Source organism: Bradyrhizobium diazoefficiens, assembly GCF_016616885.1.
Classification (GTDB): Bacteria; Pseudomonadota; Alphaproteobacteria; order Rhizobiales; family Xanthobacteraceae; genus Bradyrhizobium; species Bradyrhizobium diazoefficiens_F.
Map to the genome: position 1 here is coordinate 1,096,622 of NZ_CP067102.1, position 20,936 is coordinate 1,117,557.

Consider the following 20,936-nt stretch of genomic DNA (forward strand, 5'->3'; position numbering starts at 1 on the left):
GGCGCGTAGTGCCGCTTCGCAGAGCCGGGACCCAGGGGCCGCAATGGGCCCCGGATCTGCAGCGCACCACTTCGTGCTGCGCAGCGTCCGGGGAAAGGACCGAGAGAAAAGACCATGAACTTCGACGACACCCCGCAGGAAGCCGAATTTCGCGCCACCGCTCGGGCCTGGATCGGTGCGAACGCGCCCAAGCAATATGAGGACGAGCTGCGCAAATCCTCGCTCGGCCGCACCCAGCTCAAGAACGCCAACATTCTCGAAGTGGCAAAGACCTGGCAGAAGAAGAAGGCCGATGCCGGCTGGGCCTGCCTGCATTGGCCGAAGGAGTATGGCGGCCGCGGTTCGTCGCCGATCGAGCGCGTGATCTGGCAGCAGGAGGAGGGCGCGTTCGGCAAGCTCTCCCACATGTTCATCATCGGCCACGGCATGTGCGGGCCGACCATGATGGCGTTCGCGCGCGAGGAGCATAAGCGCACCTATCTGCCGCCGCTCGCCTCCGGCGAAAAGGTCTGGTGCCAGCTGTTCTCCGAGCCCGCCGGTGGCTCGGACGTCGCAGGGCTCCGCACGCGCGCGGAGAAGGACGGCGACGACTGGGTCATCAACGGCCAGAAGACCTGGACCTCGGGCGCGCATTATTCCGATTATGGCATCTTGCTCACCCGCACCGATCCTGATGTGCCCAAGCACAAGGGCCTCACCATGTTCTTCCTGGACATGACGAGCCCGGGTGTCGAGGTGCGGCCGATCAAGCAGGCGAGCGGCGCCTCCGACTTCAACGAGGTCTATTTCACTGATGTCCGCATCCCCGACCACCAACGCCTCGGCGAGGTCGGCGACGGCTGGAACGTCTCGCTGACCACGCTGATGAACGAACGCATGTCGATCGGAGCGGGCGTCTCGACCGGCTTTCCGGAGCTGTTCGAGTATTGCGCGAGCCTGATGCTCGACGACGGTCCGGCGATCGAGGACCGCGCGGTGCGTTCGAAGCTGGCGAACTGGGCAGTGAAGGCGAGTGGCTTGCGCTACACCAGCATGCGCGCGATATCGGCGCTGTCGAAGGGCGAGCGGCCGGGACCGGAAAATTCGATCGGCAAGCTGGTCGCGGGCTCGATGATCCAGGACGTCGCGACCTACGCGCTGGATCTGCAGGCAGCTGCTGGCTTCGTCAGCGATCCCGATGATGCTGAACTTGCCGGCCGTTTCCAGGCCATGCTGCTGCGTGCACCGGGTACACGCGTGGAAGGCGGCACCGACGAGATCATGCGCAACATCATCGCTGAGCGGGTGCTGGGCCTGCCCGGTGATATCCGTGTCGACAAGGACATGCCGTTCAACAAGATCCCGACGAAGGGAAGAGGTTAGAGGTCCGCCATGAATTTCGACGACACCCCGCAGGAAGCCACATTCCGCGAGACCGCGCGCAAATGGATCGCCGCCAACGCACCGAAGGAGTTCGAGCAGGAGCTGTCGAAATCCTCGCTCGGCCGCATCAGGCTTGCGAAGCACGACATGGTCGAGGTCGGCAAGGCCTGGCAGAAGAAGAAGGCGGAGGGCGGCTGGGCCTGCCTGCACTGGCCGAAGGAATATGGCGGCCGCGGCGCCAGCCCGATTGAGCGCGTGATCTGGCAGCAGGAAGAGGGCATCTACGGCAAGCTGACGCAGCCATTCCAGATCGGCGAGGGCATGTGCGGCCCGACCGTGATGGCCTGGGGCAGCGAAGACGCCAAGCGCCGTTATCTGCCGAAGCTCGCCTCGGGCGAGGAGATCTGGTGCCAGTTGTTCTCCGAGCCATCGGCCGGCTCCGACGTTGCGGGTTTGCGCACGCGCGCGGAGAAAAAGGGTGACAATTGGGTCGTCAACGGCCAGAAGATCTGGACCTCGGGCGCGCATTATTCCGACTTCGGCCTTCTGATCGCGCGCACCGATCCTGATGTGCCCAAGCACAAGGGCCTCACCATGTTCTTCCTGGACATGAAGAGCCCGGGCGTCGAGGTGCGGCCGATCAAGCAGGCCAACGGCATGCAGGAGTTCAACGAGGTCTATTTCACCGACGTCGTGATTCCCGATAGCCAGCGGCTCGGCGCCGTCGGCGAGGGTTGGAGCGTGTCGCTGACCACGCTGATGAACGAGCGCATGTCGATCGGTTCGCGGCTTGCGACCGGCGTCCCTGAATTGTTCGAGTTCTGCTCCAACCTGATGCTGGAGGACGGGCTCGCCATCGACGATCCCGCCGTGCGCTCCAAGCTTGCGAGCTGGGCCGTGAAGTCGAGCGGGCTGAAATACACCAGTTACCGCGCGATCTCGGCGTTGTCGAAGGGCGAGCGGCCGGGGCCGGAGAATTCGATCGGCAAGCTGGTGTCGGGCATGATGCTCCAGGACATCGCAACTTATGCGATGGACCTGCAGGGCGCAGCCGGCGTTCTCACAGGCAGCGACGAGGAGACGGTGCACGGCCAGTTCCAGCAGATGCTGCTGTCCTCGCCCTCGATGCGCATCGCCGGCGGCACCGACGAGATTTTGCGCAACATCATCGCCGAGCGGGTGCTGGGATTGCCCGGCGACATCCGCGTCGACAAGGACGTGCCGTATAACAAGATCCCGACCAAGGGGCGGTGATGTGGCATTGTAGGGTGGGTTAGATGGACGCAAAAGTGAAACAGAACGACCGCATCGGCGTGCTCGAAGAGCTCCTCAACGAGCGCTACTCCGTTCGCGCCTTTCTCCCCAAGGAAGTCGATCGCGCGACCATCGAGCATGTGCTGACCACCGCGCAGCGCACCGCGTCCTGGTGCAACAGCCAGCCCTGGCAGGTCATCATCGCCAGCGGCGAGGCCAAGGAACGCTTCCGCCAGCTGATTTATAAGGAAGCGTCAGGCGGCCTCGGCGACGATTATGATTTCACGCCGCCACGTGAATATGCCGGCGTCTATCTCGAACGCCGGCGTGAGAGCGGCTTTCAGCTCTACAACACGCTCGGCATCCCGCGCGGCGACAAGATGGCGTATGCGAAACAGGCACTGGAGAATTACAATTTCTTCGGCGCGCCGCATGTCGCGATCATTCACACCAACGAGCCGCTCGGCATCTACGGCGCAATCGATTGCGGTGCTTACGTCTCGAATTTCACGCTCGCGGCCCAGGCGCTCGGACTCGGTACGATTCCGCAGGCAGCACTTGCGCGCCATTCCGGTCTGATCCGCCGCCACTTCAACCTGGCCAATGACCGCCGTGTCGTCTGCGGCATCTCGTTCGGCTATGCCGACCATGCGCACAAGGTCAACAGCTACCGGACCTCGCGGGCAACCGTCGCCGACACCGTGACGTTCGTCGAGACGTGACCGAGCGGAAGCTGCGCACGCGCATGCAAAGACGGCCGCGCAAACGGCCGCCTTCACAGCTGTCGCCTTGAACGATTGACGCGCTATCCGCCGCTGCCGCCGATCACGGCACGCACGGTCTCGTCGGGCCCGAAGTCCTCGGCGCCGTCGACATAGAGCAGCGCGGCGAGCTTCGAGCGCGCGCGGTTGACGCGGCTCTTGATGGTGCCGACCGCACAGCCGCAGATCGAGGCCGCATCTTCATAGGAGAAGCCGGAGGCGCCGACCAGAATCAGCGCTTCACGCTGGTCCTGCGGCAGCTTCTCGAGCGCACCACGAAACTCCTCGAACTCAAGGTGGGCGTTCTGCGAGGGCTGCGTCTTCAGCGTCTTGGCATAGTTGCCCTCGGCGTCCTCGACCTCGCGCCGCCGCTTGCGATAGTCGGAGCGAAACAGGTTGCGCAGGATCGTGAACAGCCACGCCGGCAGATTCGAGCCGGGCTGGAACGAGTCGATGTTGGCGAGGGCGCGCAACAGCGTCTCCTGAACCAGATCGTCGGCGCGGTCGGCATTGCCGCTGAGCGAGATCGCGAACGCGCGAAGGCTCGGCACGGCCGCGAGGATGTCGTCACGCAGGGAGTTCGTGAGAGGCATTAATCCCTCCCATTGTTGTCGTTGGAGCCCCCAGCCCCATTCTCGTTCTGAGATCCACCCGGCGCATCAAGCTTTTTGATAAGCTCCGCGAACCGGTCCGGCACCCCCTGCCGCACGACGTCGTCGTACATGGCGCGCAACTGATGCCCGATCCGGGATTGGATCTCCGGAGTTAGGCCTCCCTTGCCGGGGGTCGTGCTTTTGCTGGCTTGAGACTTGAGATCTTTCATGACCTGTTCCACGTTTCCCCGAGTTAAGTAACTGCAAAATCGAGAAGTTTTCTCAACCGGGAGCCGTTCCCTGGATGAGTTCAATTCCAGTTTCGACAAAAAGTTCCCAAGCCCCGGGGAACTTTTCTCATCCTGACGCGTAATCAACCCCAGCAGGGGGGAACCCGGGTCTCCCCCTCGCAGTTCCCTATTTTTGAGGCTGGCCCGAAATGAATGGAGTGGGGATGTCCCGTTCGCAGCTTGTTGCTGAGCACCTGCCATTGTTGCGCCGGTATGCACGCGCCCTGACGGGCAGCCAGGCCTCCGGTGACGCCTATGTCGCAGCCATGTTGGAAGCCATGCTGGGGGATCCGTCGGTGCTCGACGAGAGCCATGGGCCGCGCGCTGGCCTGTTCCGGCTGTTCACCCAGATCTGGAATTCCGTCTCGGTCAATGACGACGCCGAGGTGACGACGCTGCCGATGCCGCCGGAGCGGCGGCTGTCGAACATCACGCCGCTGCCGCGGCAGGCCTTCCTGCTGCTCTCGCTCGAAGGATTTTCGGAAGAGGAAGTCGCCTATATTCTCGCGACCGATGTCGCCGAGACGCGGCGGCTCGCTGATACCGCCGGCCGCGAGATGGCGGCCGAGATCGCGACCGACGTCCTGATCATCGAGGACGAGACCTTCATCGCCATGGACCTCGAGAGTCTCGTGAAGAATCTCGGCCACAATGTCGTCGGTGTCGCGCGCACCCACGCCGATGCGGTCGCGCTTGCCAAGAACAAGCGGCCGGGCCTCATCCTCGCCGACATCCAGCTCGCCGACGGCTCGTCGGGCCTGGATGCCGTCAACGAGCTGCTGCGCACCTTCGAGGTGCCGGTGGTGTTCATCACGGCCTATCCGGAGCGCTTCCTCACCGGCGAGCGTCCGGAGCCGGCGTTCCTGATCTCAAAGCCATTCCAGCCCGCCATGGTGTCGGCGGTGGCGAGCCAGGCGCTGTTCTTCCAGCGCAACTCCCGCAACCGCACACCGAAAGCGCCTGCGGCGTAAGGCCCTGACGGTCTGACACCAAGCGAAATGATTTAATCCGGCGTGTTGCAAGGCACGCCGGATTTTTTGTGCGCGCTTGACGACCATCGCGTTCGCCGCTCATACCTCGCGCATCGCCCCGAACTGGAGACGTGCCCATGGACCAGCAACTCCTCGACCGCCTCGCCATCCGCGATCTCGTCGAGAACTGGGCGGTCTGGCGTGACGCCGGTGACTGGGAGCGCTTTGCGACCGTCTGGCACGACGAAGGCTGGATGTCCGCGACCTGGTTTCAGGGGCCGGCGCGGGACTTCATGCGCGTCAGCCAGGAGGGCTTTGCCAAGGGCGTGCGCATCCTGCACTTCCTCGGCGGCACCAGCATCGATCTGGCGGGTGATCGGGCCATCGCGCAAACCAAGATGACGATCTCGCAGCGCGCGCTGGTGCACGACGTGCTCTGCGACGTCGTCTGCACCGGGCGCTTCTACGATTTCCTGGAAAAGCGGCAGGGCAAATGGGGCATCGTCCGCCGCCAGCCGATCTATGAGAAAGATCGGATCGACCCGGTCGATCCCGCAGCAGCGCTTCGCCTCGACCAGCAGGTGCTGGCTGCGCTACCCGAGGGCTACCGCCATCTCGCCTACATGCAGGAGCTGATCGGCTACAAGGTCAAGCGCGACATGCCGGCCCTGATCGGCCCCGAGGTCGAGAAGCTCTATGGCGAGGGGCGGGACTGGCTGGCGGGGAAGGCCAAATAGTCTGCCAGCGAAAGTGAGCCGCAGACAAAAGTAAGGCGCGACTGGCATCACCACAGTCGCGCCCTACGTCGCCGGCTTTATGGGGCAGGGGGGAATAGCCGGCTGTTGTGACGACTCCCAGGCGCGAGAGTCGTTCCAGACGGGCTGCAAATTTTTTCGCAGGTACCTGCCATTTCCGCACACGGTTAAGTGATCTTAACCTCTGGGAAACTCCGGTCCTTCCCTCGCGTTGTTCCCGCGATCGCCATGGGGCGAGGGACAGATAGTCATGTCACAGATTCAAAAGGTATTTTTTGGTGCCGTTGCCATCGCCGCGACGCTGGGCGCCGTCCAGGTTGGCGCCGTGCAACTCACCTCCGGCCATGATCTGGCCGACCGCTGGCAGGCGCTCGCCGACCAGCCGGGCCAAGGTCGCAATGTCGCAACTCACGACGTCAATCGCGCCAGTAAGTCCGATCGGCTCGCGGACCTGAAGCCGGCGGCGGTTCCCACCCGCACCGTCTCGATGCGGCTGAACGATCTGGCCGAGACATCCGTGTTGCTCCGCGTCCCCGCGGTCATCGAGACCGGCAACGCCAAGCCGGCCCCCACGCTGTTGAAGCCGGGCCGCAAGCCCACGATCGCGTGCGAGCCGATGGTCAGCTCCCTGACCGAGGTCGCAAAACTGCTGCAGCCCGGCCGCTGTGTGACCTGATTGGCCTCGCCCCTTCCGCAAAAATCGCCCTCCCGCTGGGAGGATGATTTTGTATGTCCACTTGATCCCCTATCCCATCGCGTTATATCCCGGTTTTCTCCACTTTTGATTGACCGGGTAAACGCATGACGACGTCCGATACGGCCACGCATACGCAGCCTTTCCAGGCCGAGGTTTCCGAGCTGCTGCACCTCATGGTGCATTCCGTCTATTCGGAGACCGATATTTTCCTGCGCGAGCTGGTCTCCAACGCCTCGGATGCCTGCGACAAGTTGCGCTATGAGGCGATCGCCAGTCCGGCCCTGCTGGGCGAGGGCGACGCGCTCAAGATCCGGATCATCCCGACCAAGACGGCTGGGACGCTGACGATTGCCGACAACGGCATCGGCATGGAGCGTCAGGAGCTGATCGATCATCTCGGCACCATCGCCCGCTCCGGCACCAAGGCCTTTGTATCGAAGCTGAAGGAGGCCAAGGACGGCCTCGGCCTGATCGGCCAGTTCGGTGTCGGCTTCTATTCCGCCTTCATGGTTGCCGAGAAGATCGTCGTCGTCAGCCGCCGCGCCGGCGAGAGCGACGTCTGGACCTGGACGTCGTCAGGCGGCTCCGGCTTCGAGATCGCGCGTGCAAGCGACGAGGAGGCGGCCCGCGTGGCGCGCGGCACCGAGATCGTCCTGCACCTGAAGGACGATGCGAAGAAATATCTCGAGGCATTCGAGATCGAGCGCATCGTCGGTGCCTATTCCGACAACATCCTCTTCCCCATCGAGCTGGTGCCGGAAGAAGGCGAGCCGCGCCAGATCAACTCGGCGAGCGCACTGTGGCAGCGCTCGAAATCCGAGCTTTCGACGGAGGACTACAAGAAGGCCTATCAGCAGATCGCGTCTGCCTTCGATGATCCCGCGATGACGCTGCACTATCGCGCCGAGGGCCGCTACTCCTACGCCGTGCTGCTGTTCGCGCCGTCGACAAAGCCGTTCGATCTGTTCGAGCCGAACCGCAAGGGCCGCGTCAAGCTCTATGTCCGCCGCGTCTTCATCACCGACGATGCGGATCTCCTGCCGGGCTATCTCCGCTTCATCCGCGGCGTCGTCGATAGCGAGGATCTCCCGCTCAACATCTCGCGCGAGATGCTGCAGAACAATCCGCAACTGGCGCAGATCCGCAAAGCCGTCGCGACCCGCGTTGTCAACGAGCTCGAAATCCTCGCCGAAAAGGATGCGGAGAATTTCGCAAAGATCTGGGACGCCTTCGGCGCAGTGCTGAAAGAGGGCATCTACGAGGATTTCGAGCGCCGCGAGAAGCTGCTCGCGCTGTCGCGTTTCACCACCACGACCGGTGAGAAGCGCGCGCTCGAGGACGTCGTCGCCGATTTCAAGCCGAACCAGACCGAGATCTATTATCTCGTCGGCGACAGCATCGAGCGGCTGAAGTCCAGTCCGCGGCTGGAAGCTGCGACCGCGCGAGGCATCGAGGTGCTGCTGCTGTCCGATCCGGTCGATGCGTTCTGGACCTCGATGCCGATGGAGTTCGAGGGCAAGCCGCTGAAGTCGCTGAGCCAGGGCGATCTCAATCTCGACCTGATCCCGCGCGTCGACGACAAGGACGAGGCGAAGGACGAGCCCGAGGCAGACGAGGCCGCTACCATCGCGGTGATCAAGGCGGCGCTCGGCGAGCGCGTCAGCCACGTCAAGGCCTCGACCCGCCTGACCAGCTCAGCCTCTTGCCTCGTCGCCGACAGTCAGGGTCCGAGCCGCGAGCTCGAGCGCATCCTGGCGCAGCAGAACCGCGGCATGCGCACCAAGCCGATCCTGGAGATCAATTTGCGCCACCCCATGGTCACGGCGATCACCAGGGCGCAGGCCGGCTCGAAGACGGTTGACGATCTCAGCCTGCTCCTGCTCGAACAGGCACAGATTCTGGATGGCGAGCTGCCGGAAGATCCGGCCGCTTTTGCCGCAAGGCTGAACCGGCTGGTGCTGCAGGGGCTGGGCTGACGCGAGACCGGCTCACTCCGCCGCATCCTTCTGCTCGTCACTCTCTTCCTCTGCCTCCGGCCTCCTTTCCATCCAGCGTGACAGCGTGTTGGAGAAGCGGTCGAGGTAAAGGTAGACGACGGGGGTCGTGAACAATGTCAGCGCCTGGCTGACCATGAGGCCGCCGACCATGGCGTAGCCGAGCGGTTGGCGGATCTCGGCGCCGGTGCCGGTGCCGAGCATCAGGGGAACGCCGCCGAGCAGCGCCGCCATCGTCGTCATCATGATCGGCCGGAAGCGCAGCAGTGCGGCTTGGCGGATCGATTGCTCCGGCGTCAGATGCTGCTCGCGCTCGGCTGCGATGGCGAAGTCCACCATCATGATGCCGTTCTTCTTGACGATGCCGATCAGGAGAATAACCCCGATGAGGGCGATCAGGCTGAAATCAAAGCCGAAGATCATCAGGATCGCGATTGCGCCGACGCCGGCCGACGGCAGCGTGGACAGGATGGTCAGCGGGTGGATATAGCTCTCGTAGAGCACCCCGAGCACCAGATAGACCACGACGAGTGCGGCGAGGATCAGCATCGGTACGGTGCCGAGCGATTGCTGAAACGCCTGTGCGGTCCCCTGGAAGCTCATTGACAGCGTCGGCGGCGCGCCCATCTCGCCGACCGCGCGCATCACGGCGGCGGTGGCCTGTCCGAGCGCCACGCCCTCGGCAAGGTTGAAGCTGATCGTCACCGCCGGAAACTGGCTCTGATGCGCAATTGCGAGCGGCCGCACCGGCTCGCTGTTCCATCTGCAGATGACCGAGAGCGGAACTTCGTCGCCGGTCAGCGGCGACTTGATGTAGAGCTTGTCGAGCGTGTCGAGCCTGCCTTGCAGCGCCGGTGTGATTTCGAGCACGACGTGATAGCTGTTGGTCTGCGTGAAATATTGCGCCACCTGGCGCTGGCCGAAGGCGTCGTAGAGCGTGTCGTCGATCAACTGCGGCTGGATGCCATAGCGTGCGGCGGTGTCCCGATTGATCGTGAGCTGCACTGTCGTGCCCTCGGTCTGCTGGTCGGTGGCGACGTCGCGCAGCTCCGGCAGGCCTCTCATCTCCGTCAGGATCTTTGGCGCCCAGGCATTCAGCTCGGAAAGATTGGCGTCCTGCAGCGTGAACTCGAACTGGGTGCGGGTGGCGCGGCCGCCGAGCCGCACGTCTTGCGAGGCCTGCATATAGAGGCGCGCGCCCTCGACCTTGGCGAGCTTCGGCCGCAGCCGCGCGATGATCTGTTGCGCATTGGCGTCGCGCTCCCCGATCGGCTTCAGCGTGACATACATGCGCCCCGAATTCAGCGCCGTGCCGCCCCCGCCGATGAACATCGCGATGGAATCGACGGCAGGGTCAGCCTGCACGATGGCGTTGAGCTCCTCCTGCCGCCGCTTCATCTCGGCGAAGGAGATGTCCTGCGGCATTTCCGACACTGCGGTGAGGAAGCCGTTGTCCTGCTGCGGGAAGAAGCCTTTCGGGATCAGGATGAACAGCAGCGCCGATAGCGCGACGGTGGCGAAGAAAATGCAAAGCGTGATGAGGCTATGCCTCAGCGCGTGGCCGAGCCCGCGTTCATAGGCGCCGAGCAGCCGCTCGAACAGCCGCTCGCTCCATTGGTAGACGCGGCCGCTGCGGGCCTCGTGGTCGGAACGCAGGAAGCGCGAAGCCATCATTGGCGTCAGTGTCAGCGACACCACGAGCGAGACGAAGATCGCCATCGCCAGCGTCACCGCAAATTCGCGGAACAGCCGGCCGATGATGCCGCCCATCAGCAGCAGCGGGATCAGCACGGCGACCAGCGAGATGCTGATGGAGACGATGGTGAAGCCGATCTCGGCCGCGCCCTTGTAGGCGGCGGTGACCGGGTTCTCGCCCCGCTCGACATAGCGCGTGATGTTCTCCAGCATCACGATGGCGTCGTCGACCACGAAGCCGACCGCGATGGTCAGCGCCATCAGCGAGAGATTGTCCAGCGAGTAGCCGAACACCCACATCAGCGAGCAGGCGCCGAGCAGGGCCAGCGGCACGGTGATGCTCGGGATGATCGTGGCCCAGAAACTGCGCAGGAAGATGAAGATCACCATCACCACCAGCACGATGGTGATCATGAGCGTGATCTGCACTTCCTCGACCGCAGCGCGGATGGTGATGGTGCGGTCGCTGATGGTCTTGATGCTGATCGCGGACGGGATCGCGGCGATCAGCCGCGGCAGCTTCTCCTTGATGCGGTTGACCGTGTCGATGACGTTGGCGCCGGGTTGCTTGAAGATCACCAGGAACACGCCGCGCTTGCCGTCGGCCCAGGCCGCGGTCTTCATGTCCTCCGGTCCCGACACCGCCTCGCCGATGTCGCGAATCCGCAACGGCGCCCCGTTACGATAGGCGACAATCACATCCTGCCACTGCGCAGGCTCGAGCAGCTGGTCGTTGGCGTAGACGGTATAGGCGCGCCGCGTGCCGTCGATGTTGCCTTTCGGGCTGTCCGTGGTCGCGATCGCGATCTGGCTGCGCACGTCCTCCAGCGACAATCCCTTGGCGACCAGCTTGGCCGGATCGACCTGGATGCGCACCGAGGGCTTCTGCTGCCCGCCGACGAACACCTGGGCGACACCGGGAATCTGGCTGATCTGCTGCGCAAGCTGGGCATCGGTGCGGTCACTGACGGTGGTCAGCGGCAACGTGTCCGAGGTTGCCGACAGGATCATGATCGGCGAGTCCGCCGGGTTGACCTTCCTGTAAGTCGGCGGCGAGGGTAGGTTCTTCGGCAATTGGCCGCCGGCGGCATTGATCGCAGCCTGCACGTCGTTGGCGGCAGCGTCGATCAGCCGGTTGAGATCGAACTGGATGGTGATCGATGCCGAGCCGAGCGAGCTCGTCGAGGTCATCTGCGCGATACCGGGGATCTGCGCGAGTTGGCGCTCGAGCGGCTGCGCCACGGAGGAGGCCATCGTTTCGGGGCTGCCGCCTGGAAGCGATGCGGAAACCTGGATGGTCGGAAAGTCGACCTGCGGTAGCGGCGCAACCGGAAGCAGCGGGTAGGCCACGAGACCTACGAACAGAATGCCCGCCATCAGCAGCGAAGTGCCGATTGGATAGCGGATGAACGGAGACGAGAAGCTCTCTTGCATGCCCTGAGCCCACAGACCGGCCAGCGCATCTTCTCTCCGCGCATGGCGGAGCCGTGCTCGGGAGCCCGAGCGCGAATGTGCGTTTCCTTCAGCCCATATGTTTGTTGGTCGCCCTGGAACGTCATCGGTCCGGGGCCGGCGTTGTGATCGAAAGACTAGTCCGTTCGCTCAGGCCTGCGAACGGTTTCTTGCGCCGGTGGCGTGCGACCTTTGTCGAAGGATGGTTATAGCGAGATATGCGTTCAGTGCAGGCCGGGCACCGAGCGCCTTCTCGGTTTCAGATCGTTACGGCGCCGTGTCGGATCGTTTTTGGTGCCTGTCACAAGCGAGAGAGGTATAAGCAGGACCGATCGCTTCTACCGCGTTGTTGTGCCATATCGAAATGGCATAACGCGTGCCGTTACCACCGATTCGAGGAAATGCCCGATGCGCCTGCCTCTCCTGACCCTCACCGCCATTGCCACGCTGTTCGTCGCGGCAGATGCCGGCGCCCAGACCTATGATCCGAAATACCCGGTGTGCATGCACGTCTACACGGGTGGTGGCGGTGGCTTCGGCGGTGGCGGCGGAAGCTATTTCGACTGCTCCTTCACGTCGCTGGAGCAGTGCCGCGCCACGGCATCGGGCCGCGCGGCCAGCTGCGATGTCAATCCCTACTACGCTTTCGATGAGCCGTCGCCCTCGCCACGCAAGCGTCACAAGAAGGTGCATTGACGGACTGCGATGCGGTTTTCAGCGGACATCCCGGCGCGCCGATGGTTCGGCTTCATCTCGACGGTCGGTGCATTGCTCGCGGCTGCGCCGTCGCAAGCCCAGACCTACGACCCCGGTTTTCCCGTCTGCATGCACGTCTTTACCGGCGCGAGCGACGGCGGCGGTGGGGGATGGTTTGATTGCTCCTTCACGTCGCTGCCGCAATGCCGTGCGACGGCGTCCGGCCGGGCCGCGACCTGTGACCCCAATCCGCATTATCGTGCGAACGTAGCGCCGCCGCTTCATCAGCCAAGGCAGAACGCCCGCTAGCTTCTTATGATCGGGCCTCCCGCGGGCGCGTTTATTCTTTCTTGATCCCCGACAGCTCCACGACCTTGCGCCAGCGGTCGGTCTCGGCCGCAAGCATGCTGCCGAACTCGCCTGCATTGCCGTGCAGCGGGATCGCGCCGAGCTCGGCGATGCGGGCCTTGATCTCGGCGTCGGACAAAGCCGAGTCGACCTCGCGATTGAGCAGGTCGACGATTTCGCGCGGCGTGTCGTAGGGCGCGCCGACGCCATAGAACGAGGACGTCTCGTAGCCGGGTAGCGTGTCTGCGATCGCCGGCACATCAGGCAGAATCTCCGAGCGCTCGCGCGTGGTGATACCGAGCGCGCGAAGTTTGCCGGCGCGCACCAGCTCGAAGGACGAGGTGACGTTGTCGAACATGCCCTGGATCTGGCCGCTCATCACGTCAGTCAGGCCCGGTGCGGAGCCGCGATAGGGCACGTGGGTGAACTGCACGCCGGCCATCGACTTGAACAGCTCGCCGGAGAGATGCAGCGACGTGCCGATGCCCGACGAGGCGAGCGACATCTTGCCGGGATTGGCCTTGGCGTAAGCGATGAAGTCGGCGACGCTCTTCACCGGCAGATCGTTGTTGACGACCAGCACCAGCGGAATCCGCGCGACGCCGGCGACCGGCGTGATGTCCTTGGCGAAATCGTAGGGCAGCGCCGGATCGAACGAGGCATTGATCGCATTCGCAGTCGAGGTCAGCAGCAGCGTGTATCCGTCCGGCGCGGAGGTGATCACCGCCTGCGTGCCGATATTGCTGCCGGCGCCGGGCTTGTTCTCGACCACGAAGGTCTGGCCGAGCCTGTCGGACAGGCGCTGGCAGATCAGCCGCGACAGCACGTCGGTGGCGCCGCCGGGTGCATAGGGCACTACCCATTTCACGCTGCGCGACGGATAAGACGGGTTGCCGATCGCGAAGGCGCGCGGAGCGATGAGCGTGGCCGCGGCACAGGCGGCGCTCTGAAGGAAACGTCTCTTGCTGATCATCGTGGCCTCCAGTTCATCTCTCGCGCGCGAGAGGGCGCGCGCGACGCGCTCGAATGACTGGATCTGCTATCGCAAGAATCGCGCCAGGCCGCACGACGTTCCCGTCGGCTTGGTAAAGGATGATCGCAGTTAATCGAGAGCTAACCGAGTTTTACCGTGTCTCTTAACACCTGGGCAGGGCGCGCGAGCTAAGCTGCCGGGAACAAGCAGATACCGCCCGAAAGAATGAACGGCATGACCACCGGCGTCATCGAGCAAACGAAAGCCGCGCGCGCGCCCTCGGCTTCAAAGATCTGGCTGAAGGCGATCGAGCTGACCGCGCGGATCGAGACGCTGCCGGGCCGCCTCTTCGCCGACCTCGTCGACGATTGGGCTCGTCGCCAGCCCGATCGCGTTGCGCTGGTCACGGACGACGCAAGCCTCGACTATGACGGCCTGTCGAAGCGCATCAATCGCTATGCGCGCTGGGCACTCTCGGTCGGCGTCGCCAAGGGGGATACTGTCGGCCTGATCATGCCGAACGGCATCGATTATGTCGCGGCCTGGCTCGGCATCAGCCGTGTTGGCGGCGTGGTGGCGCTGATCAATACGAAGCTGGTCGGGCAGTCTCTCGCGCATTGCCTCGATGTGGCAAAGCCCTCGCATATCATCGTCGCACATGAGCTCTCGGAGACGCTGGAGAGCGCAACGCCGCATCTGAAGACCGACGCCAAGGTTTGGACCCACGGCGATGCCCGCGGCGAGCGCGCGATTGATGTCGCGCTTGCCGTGCTCGATGACGTGCCGCTGTCGCCGGAGGAGCGCGGCGGCGTCACCATCGATGATCGCGCGCTGCTGATCTACACCTCCGGTACCACCGGCCTGCCGAAGGCTGCCAGCATCAGCCATCGCCGCATCCTCAATTGGGGTTTCTGGTTCGCCGGCCTCGCCGGCGCCACGCCGCAGGATCGGCTCTATGATTGCCTGCCGCTGTTCCACTCGGTCGGCGGCATCGTCGCGCCGTGCAGCATGCTCGCCGCCGGCGGCTCGGTGGTGATCGCTGGAAAGTTTTCGGCCTCCAATTTTTGGCCCGATATCGTGCGGCACGACTGCACGCTGTTTCAGTATATCGGCGAGCTCTGTCGCTATCTGCTCAAGGCGCCGCCGTCGGAATACGAAAACCGTCACCGTTTGCGGCTCGTCTGTGGCAACGGCCTGCGTGGTGATATCTGGGACGATTTCCAGAGCCGCTTCGCCATTCCCCGCATTCTTGAATTCTATGCCGCGACCGAAGGCAATTTCTCGCTGTTCAACGTCGAGGGCCAGCCGGGCACGATCGGCCGCATCCCGCCGCTGCTGGCGCATCGCTTTCCCGCAGGCCTCGTCAAGCTCGATCCCGACAGCGGCGCGCCGCTGCGCAATGACGAGGGCTTTTGCATCGCCTGCGCCCGCGGCGAGGCGGGCGAGGCCATCGGCCGTATCGGCAAAGCGGACGAGGGCGGTGGCCGCTTCGAGGGTTATACCGACGCGGGCGAGACCGAGAAGAAGATTCTTCGCGACGTCTTCGCCAAGGGCGACGCCTGGTTCCGCACCGGTGATCTGATGCGGCTCGACGACAAGGGCTTCTTCCATTTCGTCGATCGCATCGGCGATACCTTCCGCTGGAAAGGCGAGAACGTCGCGACCTCCGAGGTCAACGACGCCGTGCGCGATTTTACCGGCGTGGTCGATGCCACAACCTATGGCGTCAGCATCCCCGGCACTGATGGCCGCGCCGGCATGAGCGCGATCGTCGTGAACGAGGGATTTGATATCGAAGCGTTGCCCGCGCACCTCGCGCAGCGCCTGCCGGTCTACGCCCGTCCCGTCTTCATCCGCATCTCGCGCGAGCTCGATGCGACCGAGACATTCAAGCAGAAGAAGGGTGAGCTCGCGCGTGAGGGCTTTGACCCGAGCGCGATAGAAGACCCGATGTTCATGCTCGAACCGAAATCCGGTGCCTATGTTGCGCTCGATTCCGGGGCGTTTGCGCAGATCGTCGACGGGATGGTCAGGCTGTAGCGCAGCAAAATCCGGAGATAGGTCCAATTTTATCTGAATTGTCCAAGGGGCCATTTACTTCTGTCGGGTAAACAAGCGGCCGTGGGAGGCGGTCATCAAGAGCCGCCGCAAGACATACGATCGATTAACTAAGTAAAGGGCGAGCCAGCCATGTCGGTACGGTCCAAGGTTATCGAAGCGATCCAGCAGATCGCCAAAGAGCAGCACGTTGCGCTTCCCGCCCTCTCGGACGATCTGTCGCTGCACGAGACGGGCTTCGACTCGCTCGCTTTCGCGATCCTGGTCGCGCGTCTCGAGGACGAGACCGGCGTCGATCCCTTCACTATTTCCGAGGACGCAGCGTTCCCCGCCACCGTGGGTGATTTCGTGCGGGCCTACGAAAATGTCCCCGCGTGAAATCTTTGCGCTCCGCGACCACCTTGGCGTGGAGCTGACCGGCCGTACCCTGTCGGATGCGCACCATGTGGTGTCGCTGACTGACATCCTGTCGCAGACGGTCTTGGGTGGCCGCCTGCGCGAGCTGTCCGGCCGCGCGGTCTTGCTAAATCTGTCCGACCAGCTTCGGTCGGGCCTCGCCATGATCGAACTCGACGGTATCGCCCGTCGCATGTTGCTGTGTCCGCCGGATATCAACCCGGCGCATCTGGACGCGCTGATCGCCGATGCCGGGGTCGACGCCGTCGTCACCGACGAGCCTGATCGCTGGGCTGCGAGCGGCGTGCCGCTGGTCGTTACGGCACAATTGCCGCTTCAAGCCACGGCGCCTGCGCAGACCGAGCGCGCGACCGAATGGTTGATGCTGACCTCGGGCACATCAGGCGTGCCGAAAATCGTCGGCCATACCCTGGAAGCACTCACCGGCGCCATCGTTGCCGAAGGCCTTGCGAAGGGCCCGGCGCCGGTCTGGGCCACGTTCTACGACATTCGCCGCTATGGCGGCCTGCAGATCTTCCTTCGCGCCGTCCTCTCCGGTGGCTCGATGGTGCTGTCGGAGCCGCACGAGGCGCTCGCCGATCACGTCACGCGGCTGAACGCGCGCGGGGTCTCCCACATCTCAGGTACGCCCTCGCACTGGCGCAAGCTCCTGATGAGCGGCTCGGCCGCGCAGTTCGCGCCCGGCTACGTCCGCCTTTCCGGCGAGATCGCCGATCAGGCCGTGCTCGACGGTCTCAAGGCGGCATTCCCCAACTCATCTGTCGGCCATGCCTATGCCTCGACCGAGGCCGGCGTGGGCTTCGCCGTCAATGACGGGCTCGAAGGTTTTCCGGCGAACTATCTCGGCAACCGTAACGGCGTCGAGATGAAGGTCGTCGATGGGTCGCTGCGGATCCGCTCGACGCGGACGGCGCACGCCTATATCGGCCGCAATGCGCCTGCGCTCACCGATGGTGACGGTTTCGTCGACAGTGGCGATATCGTCGAACTGCGCGGTGACCGCTATTATTTCGTTGGCCGCCGCGGCGGCATCATCAACATCGGTGGGCTGAAAGTTCACCCGGAAGAGATCGAGGCGGCGATCAACCGTCATCCCGACGTGCGGATGTCGCGGGCGAAATCGCGGCGCAGCCCGATCACGGGCGGCATCGTCGTCGCCGACGTGATCCTCGCCGACGGCACCGACCAGCCACGCGCAAAGGAAATTCGCGACCAGATCCTGGATCAGTGCCGCGCGCAACTGGCGTCCCACAAGGTTCCGGCGGTGATCCGCTTCGTCGAGGCGCTCGACGTCACCCCGGCCGGCAAACTGGCGCGCACCGATGCATAATGTTCTCGTCACCGGCGGCAGCCGCGGCATTGGCCTTGCGATCGGCAAGCGTCTGGTCAGCGCCGGCTACAACGTGATCGCGGCCGCGCGACGCGAGACCGATGAGCTCAAGGCCGCGATCGCCGGGTCTGAGGGCCGCCTGCATTTCCGCGCCTGCGACCTTGCCGTGATCGATGCGATTCCGGCTTTCGCAAAGCTCGTGCGTGATGAGTTCGGTCCGACCTATGGCCTCATCAACAATGCCGGCCTCGGCACCGAAGGCCTGCTCGCCACCATGCACAATTCCGAGATCGAGGCGCTGGTGCAGCTCAACGTGCTCTCGCCGATCATTCTCACCAAATATGTCGCGCGCCAGATGATGGCGGATGGCGCCGGCCGCATCATCAACATCTCATCGATCATCGCCACCACAGGCTATAACGGCCTTTCGGTCTACGGTGCGACCAAGGCCGCCGCCACCGGATTCACTCGCTCGCTCGCACGCGAGGTCGGCAAGCTCGGCATCACCGTGAACGCGATCGCGCCCGGCTTTATCGACACCGAGCTGACGCACAGTCTCTCCGACGACGCCCGCAAGCGCATCGCCGGCCGCAGCGCGCTACGCCGCCTGCCGGAGACCGACGACGTCGCGCACATGGTGGAATATCTGCTCGGCGAGGGCGGCCGCAACGTGACCGGCACCGTGTTCACGATCGACGCCGGGAACACGGCCTAAGACGGAACTCTGCCATCACAATCCCGGTTGATCCGGCGCAATGACATTGAGCCGGATTTGGTCGTAAGATGCCTTGTACTCGATTGGGTTACGTCAATCGAACTGCCCTAAACGACAGGGAGCAGTCCATGGCCTCTCAAAATATGGCAATGACAAACGTCACTATTGTGAGCCACGGCTCAACGGCTGTGGAGCCTTCGCCCGCCAAACTGGACGATGCCCGTTGCCCGCCGATGTCGCATCAAAACTCCGGCAGCCACGGCCACGAAATCTATCCACAGCAATTCGTACGGCTGATCGGCTGTCATGACACCTCTCTGGATGCTCTGCGCAAGCGCCAGGACGAAAAGCTGCATTAGCGGCGCGTCGGCGCTCATGTCTGATGTTTCGGCAGATCAATCCGCTCGTGCGAGAATTCCGGCGGCCCTTCGGTCAGACGGCGAATGCGGCGCTCGCGTTCATCTGCGGGCAGAGCGGGATCGAGCAGGGCCTCGATCTCGTGCACCGCGATTTCCTCAAGTCTCGTCGCGTCTGACGTGACCATGTGCGCTGATGCCGGCGCCGTGGGTGCAATCTTGAGGCCGAGGTTGATCAGCTTGCAGATCGCTTCCGAGCGCGACAGGTGATGCGTCCGAGCCCAGGCATCCACGGCCGCGGTCAGCCCTTCCGGCAGTTTTACGGCACTGATGATTTCAAACACCTCGATTATCCCGTGCAAGCCTCTGAGGTGATCCGATCGTACCGTGATCCCCGGCCGGCTGTTTGACGCCGATCAATAACGACATACGGCATTGCGGCGCGGCGTGACCTTGTTGTTCGGAGCCATTTCGGCCAATGATCGGGACCTCGAAAGGGACGCCGCGGCGAACCCCGATCGATCCTGCCACGTATCTCGTTCGGACGCTTCCCAACCATTCGGCATCACCGATGATCTCAGGCGAATCCTTTTACGGCAGCATCCCTGTCTTCCGCGGCTTCACCAGCCTGATGGAGCCAAAACTCTATTCGCCGCTGCCGGAGGACTGGAGCGTCGGCGTCGCCGACATCGTCGATTCCACCAAGGCGATTGCGGCGCAGCGCTACAAGGCGGTGAACATGGCCGGGGCCGCGGTCATCGCCGCGGTGACGAATGCGCTGGCAGGACGCGAATTTCCCTTCGTGTTCGGCGGCGACGGCGCCAGTTTTGCGGTCGCGCCGGCCGATCTCGATGCGGCGCGCGAAGCTTTGGCTGCGACGGCGACGTGGGTGCGGGAAGACCTCGATCTCAAAATGCGCGTCGCGCTGGTGCCGGTGAGCGCTATCCGTGCGAAAGGTCTCGACGTGCGCGTGGCGCGCTTCGGTCCCTCAGCTAATCTGTCTTATGCGATGTTCTCCGGCGGCGGGCTCGCCTGGGCTGACGCCGCGATGAAGCGCGGCGAGTTCGCCGTCGCTGAGGCGCCCTCGGGCACGCAGCCCGATCTCTCCGGCCTGTCCTGCCGCTTCGAGGTGATACCGGCCTCGCGCGGATTGATCCTGTCGGTGCTGGTGATGCCGGCAAGCGGCGCCGACCCGCAGGCCTTCCGCAAGGTGATCGAGGACATCATCCATCTCGTCGAGCGCAGTCCGGAGTCCGGCCGCCCCGTGCCACCGCAGGGGCCGCCGCTGAAATGGCCGCCGCAGGGCCTGGACTACGAGGCGCGGGCGATCCGTGGCGGGTCGTTGCTCAAGCGTCGGGCCGGCCTGCTCGCCTTTACGTTTTTTGCCTATGTCCTGATGCGCTTCGACATCAAGGTCGGCGGCTTCGTACCGAAGGTCTACAAGCGCCAGGTGGTCGAGAATTCCGACTTCCGTAAATATGACGACGGCCTGCGCATGATTCTCGACTGCACGGTAGAGCTCGAGCGCGCCTTGAGTGATCGTCTCGCGACCGCTGCGCGCGATGGCGTCGTGCGCTACGGACTTTATCAGCAGGATGCCGCGATGATGACCTGCTTCACGCCCTCGGCGCTGCGGAGCGACCACGTCCACTTCATCGACGGCGCGCGGGGCGGCTACGCCTCGGCGGCGACGGCTCTCAAGGCCATGGTGGCGGCCGCGAGCTAACGTCCCGCCCGCGTCCAGGTCTCGCCGCCGCAGAGCGCGCCGACGCAGCCTTCGACCCGCAACGCTTCTGCGCTTGTTACGGTGACACTGCTTGCATAGGTGCTACCGTCATCGGCATTGTAGATCTGGCCCGACCATTTGTTTGGCCCTGATAGCTGCATGCCGGAGAACAGCGGCAGGCCGATCATCGGGCGCCTGGCGAGCGCGGGATTGGGATTCTTGCTGTCGGTCGCGGGCTGACCGGTCGCGGTGTCGGTGGGCGCGCGCAGCCAGACGATGACGCCGCAGATGCCGCCGCCGCATTTGCTGATCTTCACGCGGGCATCGCCAGCCTGGGTCAGCCAGGTCCCGCTCGCGTCAGCACTTTGCGCATGCGCGGCCGTCGCACCGGACAGCGCAGCCAGGAGGACGGAGAGGACGGCGAATCTGCGGGACATGGAAGGGCCTCGGAATGGAGGCGTCTCCATAGCAGCAAATCAGAATCCTGCAACGC

21 protein-coding genes are annotated in these 20,936 nt (G+C 64.0%); 15 read left to right on the top strand and 6 right to left on the bottom strand.

Going from position 1 to position 20,936, the window contains the following annotated elements; genetic code table 11:
* The first annotated feature begins 114 nt into the window (after positions 1-114).
* The 3 genes from JJC00_RS05110 to JJC00_RS05120 are packed head-to-tail and all read left to right on the top strand — an operon-like array spanning position 115 to position 3,338.
* A complete protein-coding gene (locus JJC00_RS05110) occupies positions 115-1,362 on the top strand; it encodes an acyl-CoA dehydrogenase (protein WP_200471647.1) in 1,248 nt (415 codons plus the stop codon).
* Positions 1,363-1,371: 9 nt separating this feature from the next.
* On the top strand, positions 1,372-2,616 hold the full coding sequence (locus JJC00_RS05115) for an acyl-CoA dehydrogenase (RefSeq protein ID WP_200471648.1): 1,245 nt from the start codon (positions 1,372-1,374) through the stop codon (positions 2,614-2,616).
* A 23-nt stretch (positions 2,617-2,639) separates the two neighbouring features.
* Positions 2,640-3,338, top strand: a complete 699-nt coding sequence (locus tag JJC00_RS05120; RefSeq protein ID WP_200471649.1) for a nitroreductase — start codon at positions 2,640-2,642, stop codon at positions 3,336-3,338.
* 83 nt (positions 3,339-3,421) lie between these two features.
* Here JJC00_RS05120 and JJC00_RS05125 read toward each other — a convergent pair whose 3' ends face one another.
* Positions 3,422-3,970, bottom strand: a complete 549-nt coding sequence (locus JJC00_RS05125; protein ID WP_084292346.1) for a sigma-70 family RNA polymerase sigma factor — start codon at positions 3,968-3,970, stop codon at positions 3,422-3,424.
* Positions 3,970-4,200, bottom strand: coding sequence for a NepR family anti-sigma factor (locus JJC00_RS05130; RefSeq protein WP_200471650.1), 231 nt, complete (start codon positions 4,198-4,200; stop codon positions 3,970-3,972). The genes JJC00_RS05125 and JJC00_RS05130 overlap by 1 nt, the downstream gene beginning before the upstream one ends.
* Before the next feature lie 224 nt (positions 4,201-4,424).
* Between JJC00_RS05130 and JJC00_RS05135 the strand changes: the two genes are divergently transcribed.
* The 4 genes from JJC00_RS05135 to htpG all read left to right on the top strand — a co-directional run bounded on the left by JJC00_RS05135 (position 4,425) and on the right by htpG (position 8,659).
* The gene (locus JJC00_RS05135) at positions 4,425-5,231 is read left to right on the top strand and encodes a response regulator (RefSeq protein WP_200471651.1); all 807 of its coding nucleotides are present in this window, start codon (positions 4,425-4,427) and stop codon (positions 5,229-5,231) included.
* Positions 5,232-5,368: 137 nt separating this feature from the next.
* The gene (locus JJC00_RS05140; RefSeq protein ID WP_200471652.1) at positions 5,369-5,968 is read left to right on the top strand and encodes a nuclear transport factor 2 family protein; all 600 of its coding nucleotides are present in this window, start codon (positions 5,369-5,371) and stop codon (positions 5,966-5,968) included.
* A gap of 268 nt (positions 5,969-6,236) precedes the next feature.
* Positions 6,237-6,662 carry a hypothetical protein gene (locus JJC00_RS05145; RefSeq protein ID WP_200471653.1) on the top strand — a complete coding sequence of 142 codons (426 nt, stop codon included), beginning with the start codon at positions 6,237-6,239 and terminating at the stop codon, positions 6,660-6,662.
* Between the two features lie 125 nt (positions 6,663-6,787).
* Complete coding sequence (gene htpG, locus JJC00_RS05150; protein WP_200471654.1) at positions 6,788-8,659, top strand: molecular chaperone HtpG; 1,872 nt, start codon at positions 6,788-6,790, stop codon at positions 8,657-8,659.
* Between the two features lie 12 nt (positions 8,660-8,671).
* Here the strand turns inward: htpG and JJC00_RS05155 are convergent, their stop codons facing one another.
* A complete protein-coding gene (locus JJC00_RS05155; RefSeq protein ID WP_200471655.1) occupies positions 8,672-11,806 on the bottom strand; it encodes an efflux RND transporter permease subunit in 3,135 nt (1,044 codons plus the stop codon).
* A 426-nt stretch (positions 11,807-12,232) separates the two neighbouring features.
* On the opposite strand from JJC00_RS05155, the gene JJC00_RS05160 reads away from it, so the two are divergent.
* Positions 12,233-12,520: a DUF3551 domain-containing protein gene (locus JJC00_RS05160; protein WP_200471656.1), complete on the top strand. Its 288-nt coding sequence runs from the start codon at positions 12,233-12,235 to the stop codon at positions 12,518-12,520.
* A gap of 9 nt (positions 12,521-12,529) precedes the next feature.
* Positions 12,530-12,829 carry a DUF3551 domain-containing protein gene (locus tag JJC00_RS05165; RefSeq protein WP_200471657.1) on the top strand — a complete coding sequence of 100 codons (300 nt, stop codon included), beginning with the start codon at positions 12,530-12,532 and terminating at the stop codon, positions 12,827-12,829.
* Between the two features lie 31 nt (positions 12,830-12,860).
* On the opposite strand, the gene JJC00_RS05170 is transcribed toward JJC00_RS05165, so the two are convergent.
* On the bottom strand, positions 12,861-13,841 hold the full coding sequence (locus JJC00_RS05170) for a Bug family tripartite tricarboxylate transporter substrate binding protein (protein ID WP_200471658.1): 981 nt from the start codon (positions 13,839-13,841) through the stop codon (positions 12,861-12,863).
* A 225-nt stretch (positions 13,842-14,066) separates the two neighbouring features.
* Here JJC00_RS05170 and JJC00_RS05175 point away from each other — a divergent pair, with 225 nt between their 5' ends.
* The 5 genes from JJC00_RS05175 to JJC00_RS05195 all read left to right on the top strand — a co-directional run bounded on the left by JJC00_RS05175 (position 14,067) and on the right by JJC00_RS05195 (position 18,720).
* Entirely contained in the window at positions 14,067-15,881 is a 1,815-nt protein-coding gene (locus JJC00_RS05175) for a long-chain-acyl-CoA synthetase (protein WP_200471659.1), read from the top strand.
* A gap of 150 nt (positions 15,882-16,031) precedes the next feature.
* A complete protein-coding gene (locus tag JJC00_RS05180) occupies positions 16,032-16,277 on the top strand; it encodes an acyl carrier protein (protein WP_007597226.1) in 246 nt (81 codons plus the stop codon).
* Positions 16,264-17,646 (top strand): class I adenylate-forming enzyme family protein, encoded by a 1,383-nt coding sequence (locus JJC00_RS05185; RefSeq protein ID WP_200471660.1) that lies wholly within the window; start codon positions 16,264-16,266, stop codon positions 17,644-17,646. Before JJC00_RS05180 ends, JJC00_RS05185 begins: the two co-directional genes overlap by 14 nt.
* Positions 17,639-18,361 carry an SDR family NAD(P)-dependent oxidoreductase gene (locus tag JJC00_RS05190; RefSeq protein ID WP_200471661.1) on the top strand — a complete coding sequence of 241 codons (723 nt, stop codon included), beginning with the start codon at positions 17,639-17,641 and terminating at the stop codon, positions 18,359-18,361. Before JJC00_RS05185 ends, JJC00_RS05190 begins: the two co-directional genes overlap by 8 nt.
* Positions 18,362-18,504: 143 nt before the next feature.
* Entirely contained in the window at positions 18,505-18,720 is a 216-nt protein-coding gene (locus JJC00_RS05195; RefSeq protein ID WP_200473981.1) for a hypothetical protein, read from the top strand.
* 14 nt (positions 18,721-18,734) lie between these two features.
* Here the strand turns inward: JJC00_RS05195 and JJC00_RS05200 are convergent, their stop codons facing one another.
* Entirely contained in the window at positions 18,735-19,061 is a 327-nt protein-coding gene (locus tag JJC00_RS05200; protein WP_349643530.1) for a hypothetical protein, read from the bottom strand.
* Between the two features lie 227 nt (positions 19,062-19,288).
* On the opposite strand from JJC00_RS05200, the gene JJC00_RS05205 reads away from it, so the two are divergent.
* Positions 19,289-20,443, top strand: a complete 1,155-nt coding sequence (locus JJC00_RS05205; RefSeq protein WP_200471662.1) for a DUF3095 domain-containing protein — start codon at positions 19,289-19,291, stop codon at positions 20,441-20,443.
* Here JJC00_RS05205 and JJC00_RS05210 read toward each other — a convergent pair.
* Positions 20,440-20,880: a DUF2147 domain-containing protein gene (locus JJC00_RS05210; RefSeq protein WP_200471663.1), complete on the bottom strand. Its 441-nt coding sequence runs from the start codon at positions 20,878-20,880 to the stop codon at positions 20,440-20,442. The two genes, JJC00_RS05205 and JJC00_RS05210, sit on opposite strands and share 4 nt — an antisense overlap.
* Positions 20,881-20,936: the final 56 nt, after the last annotated feature.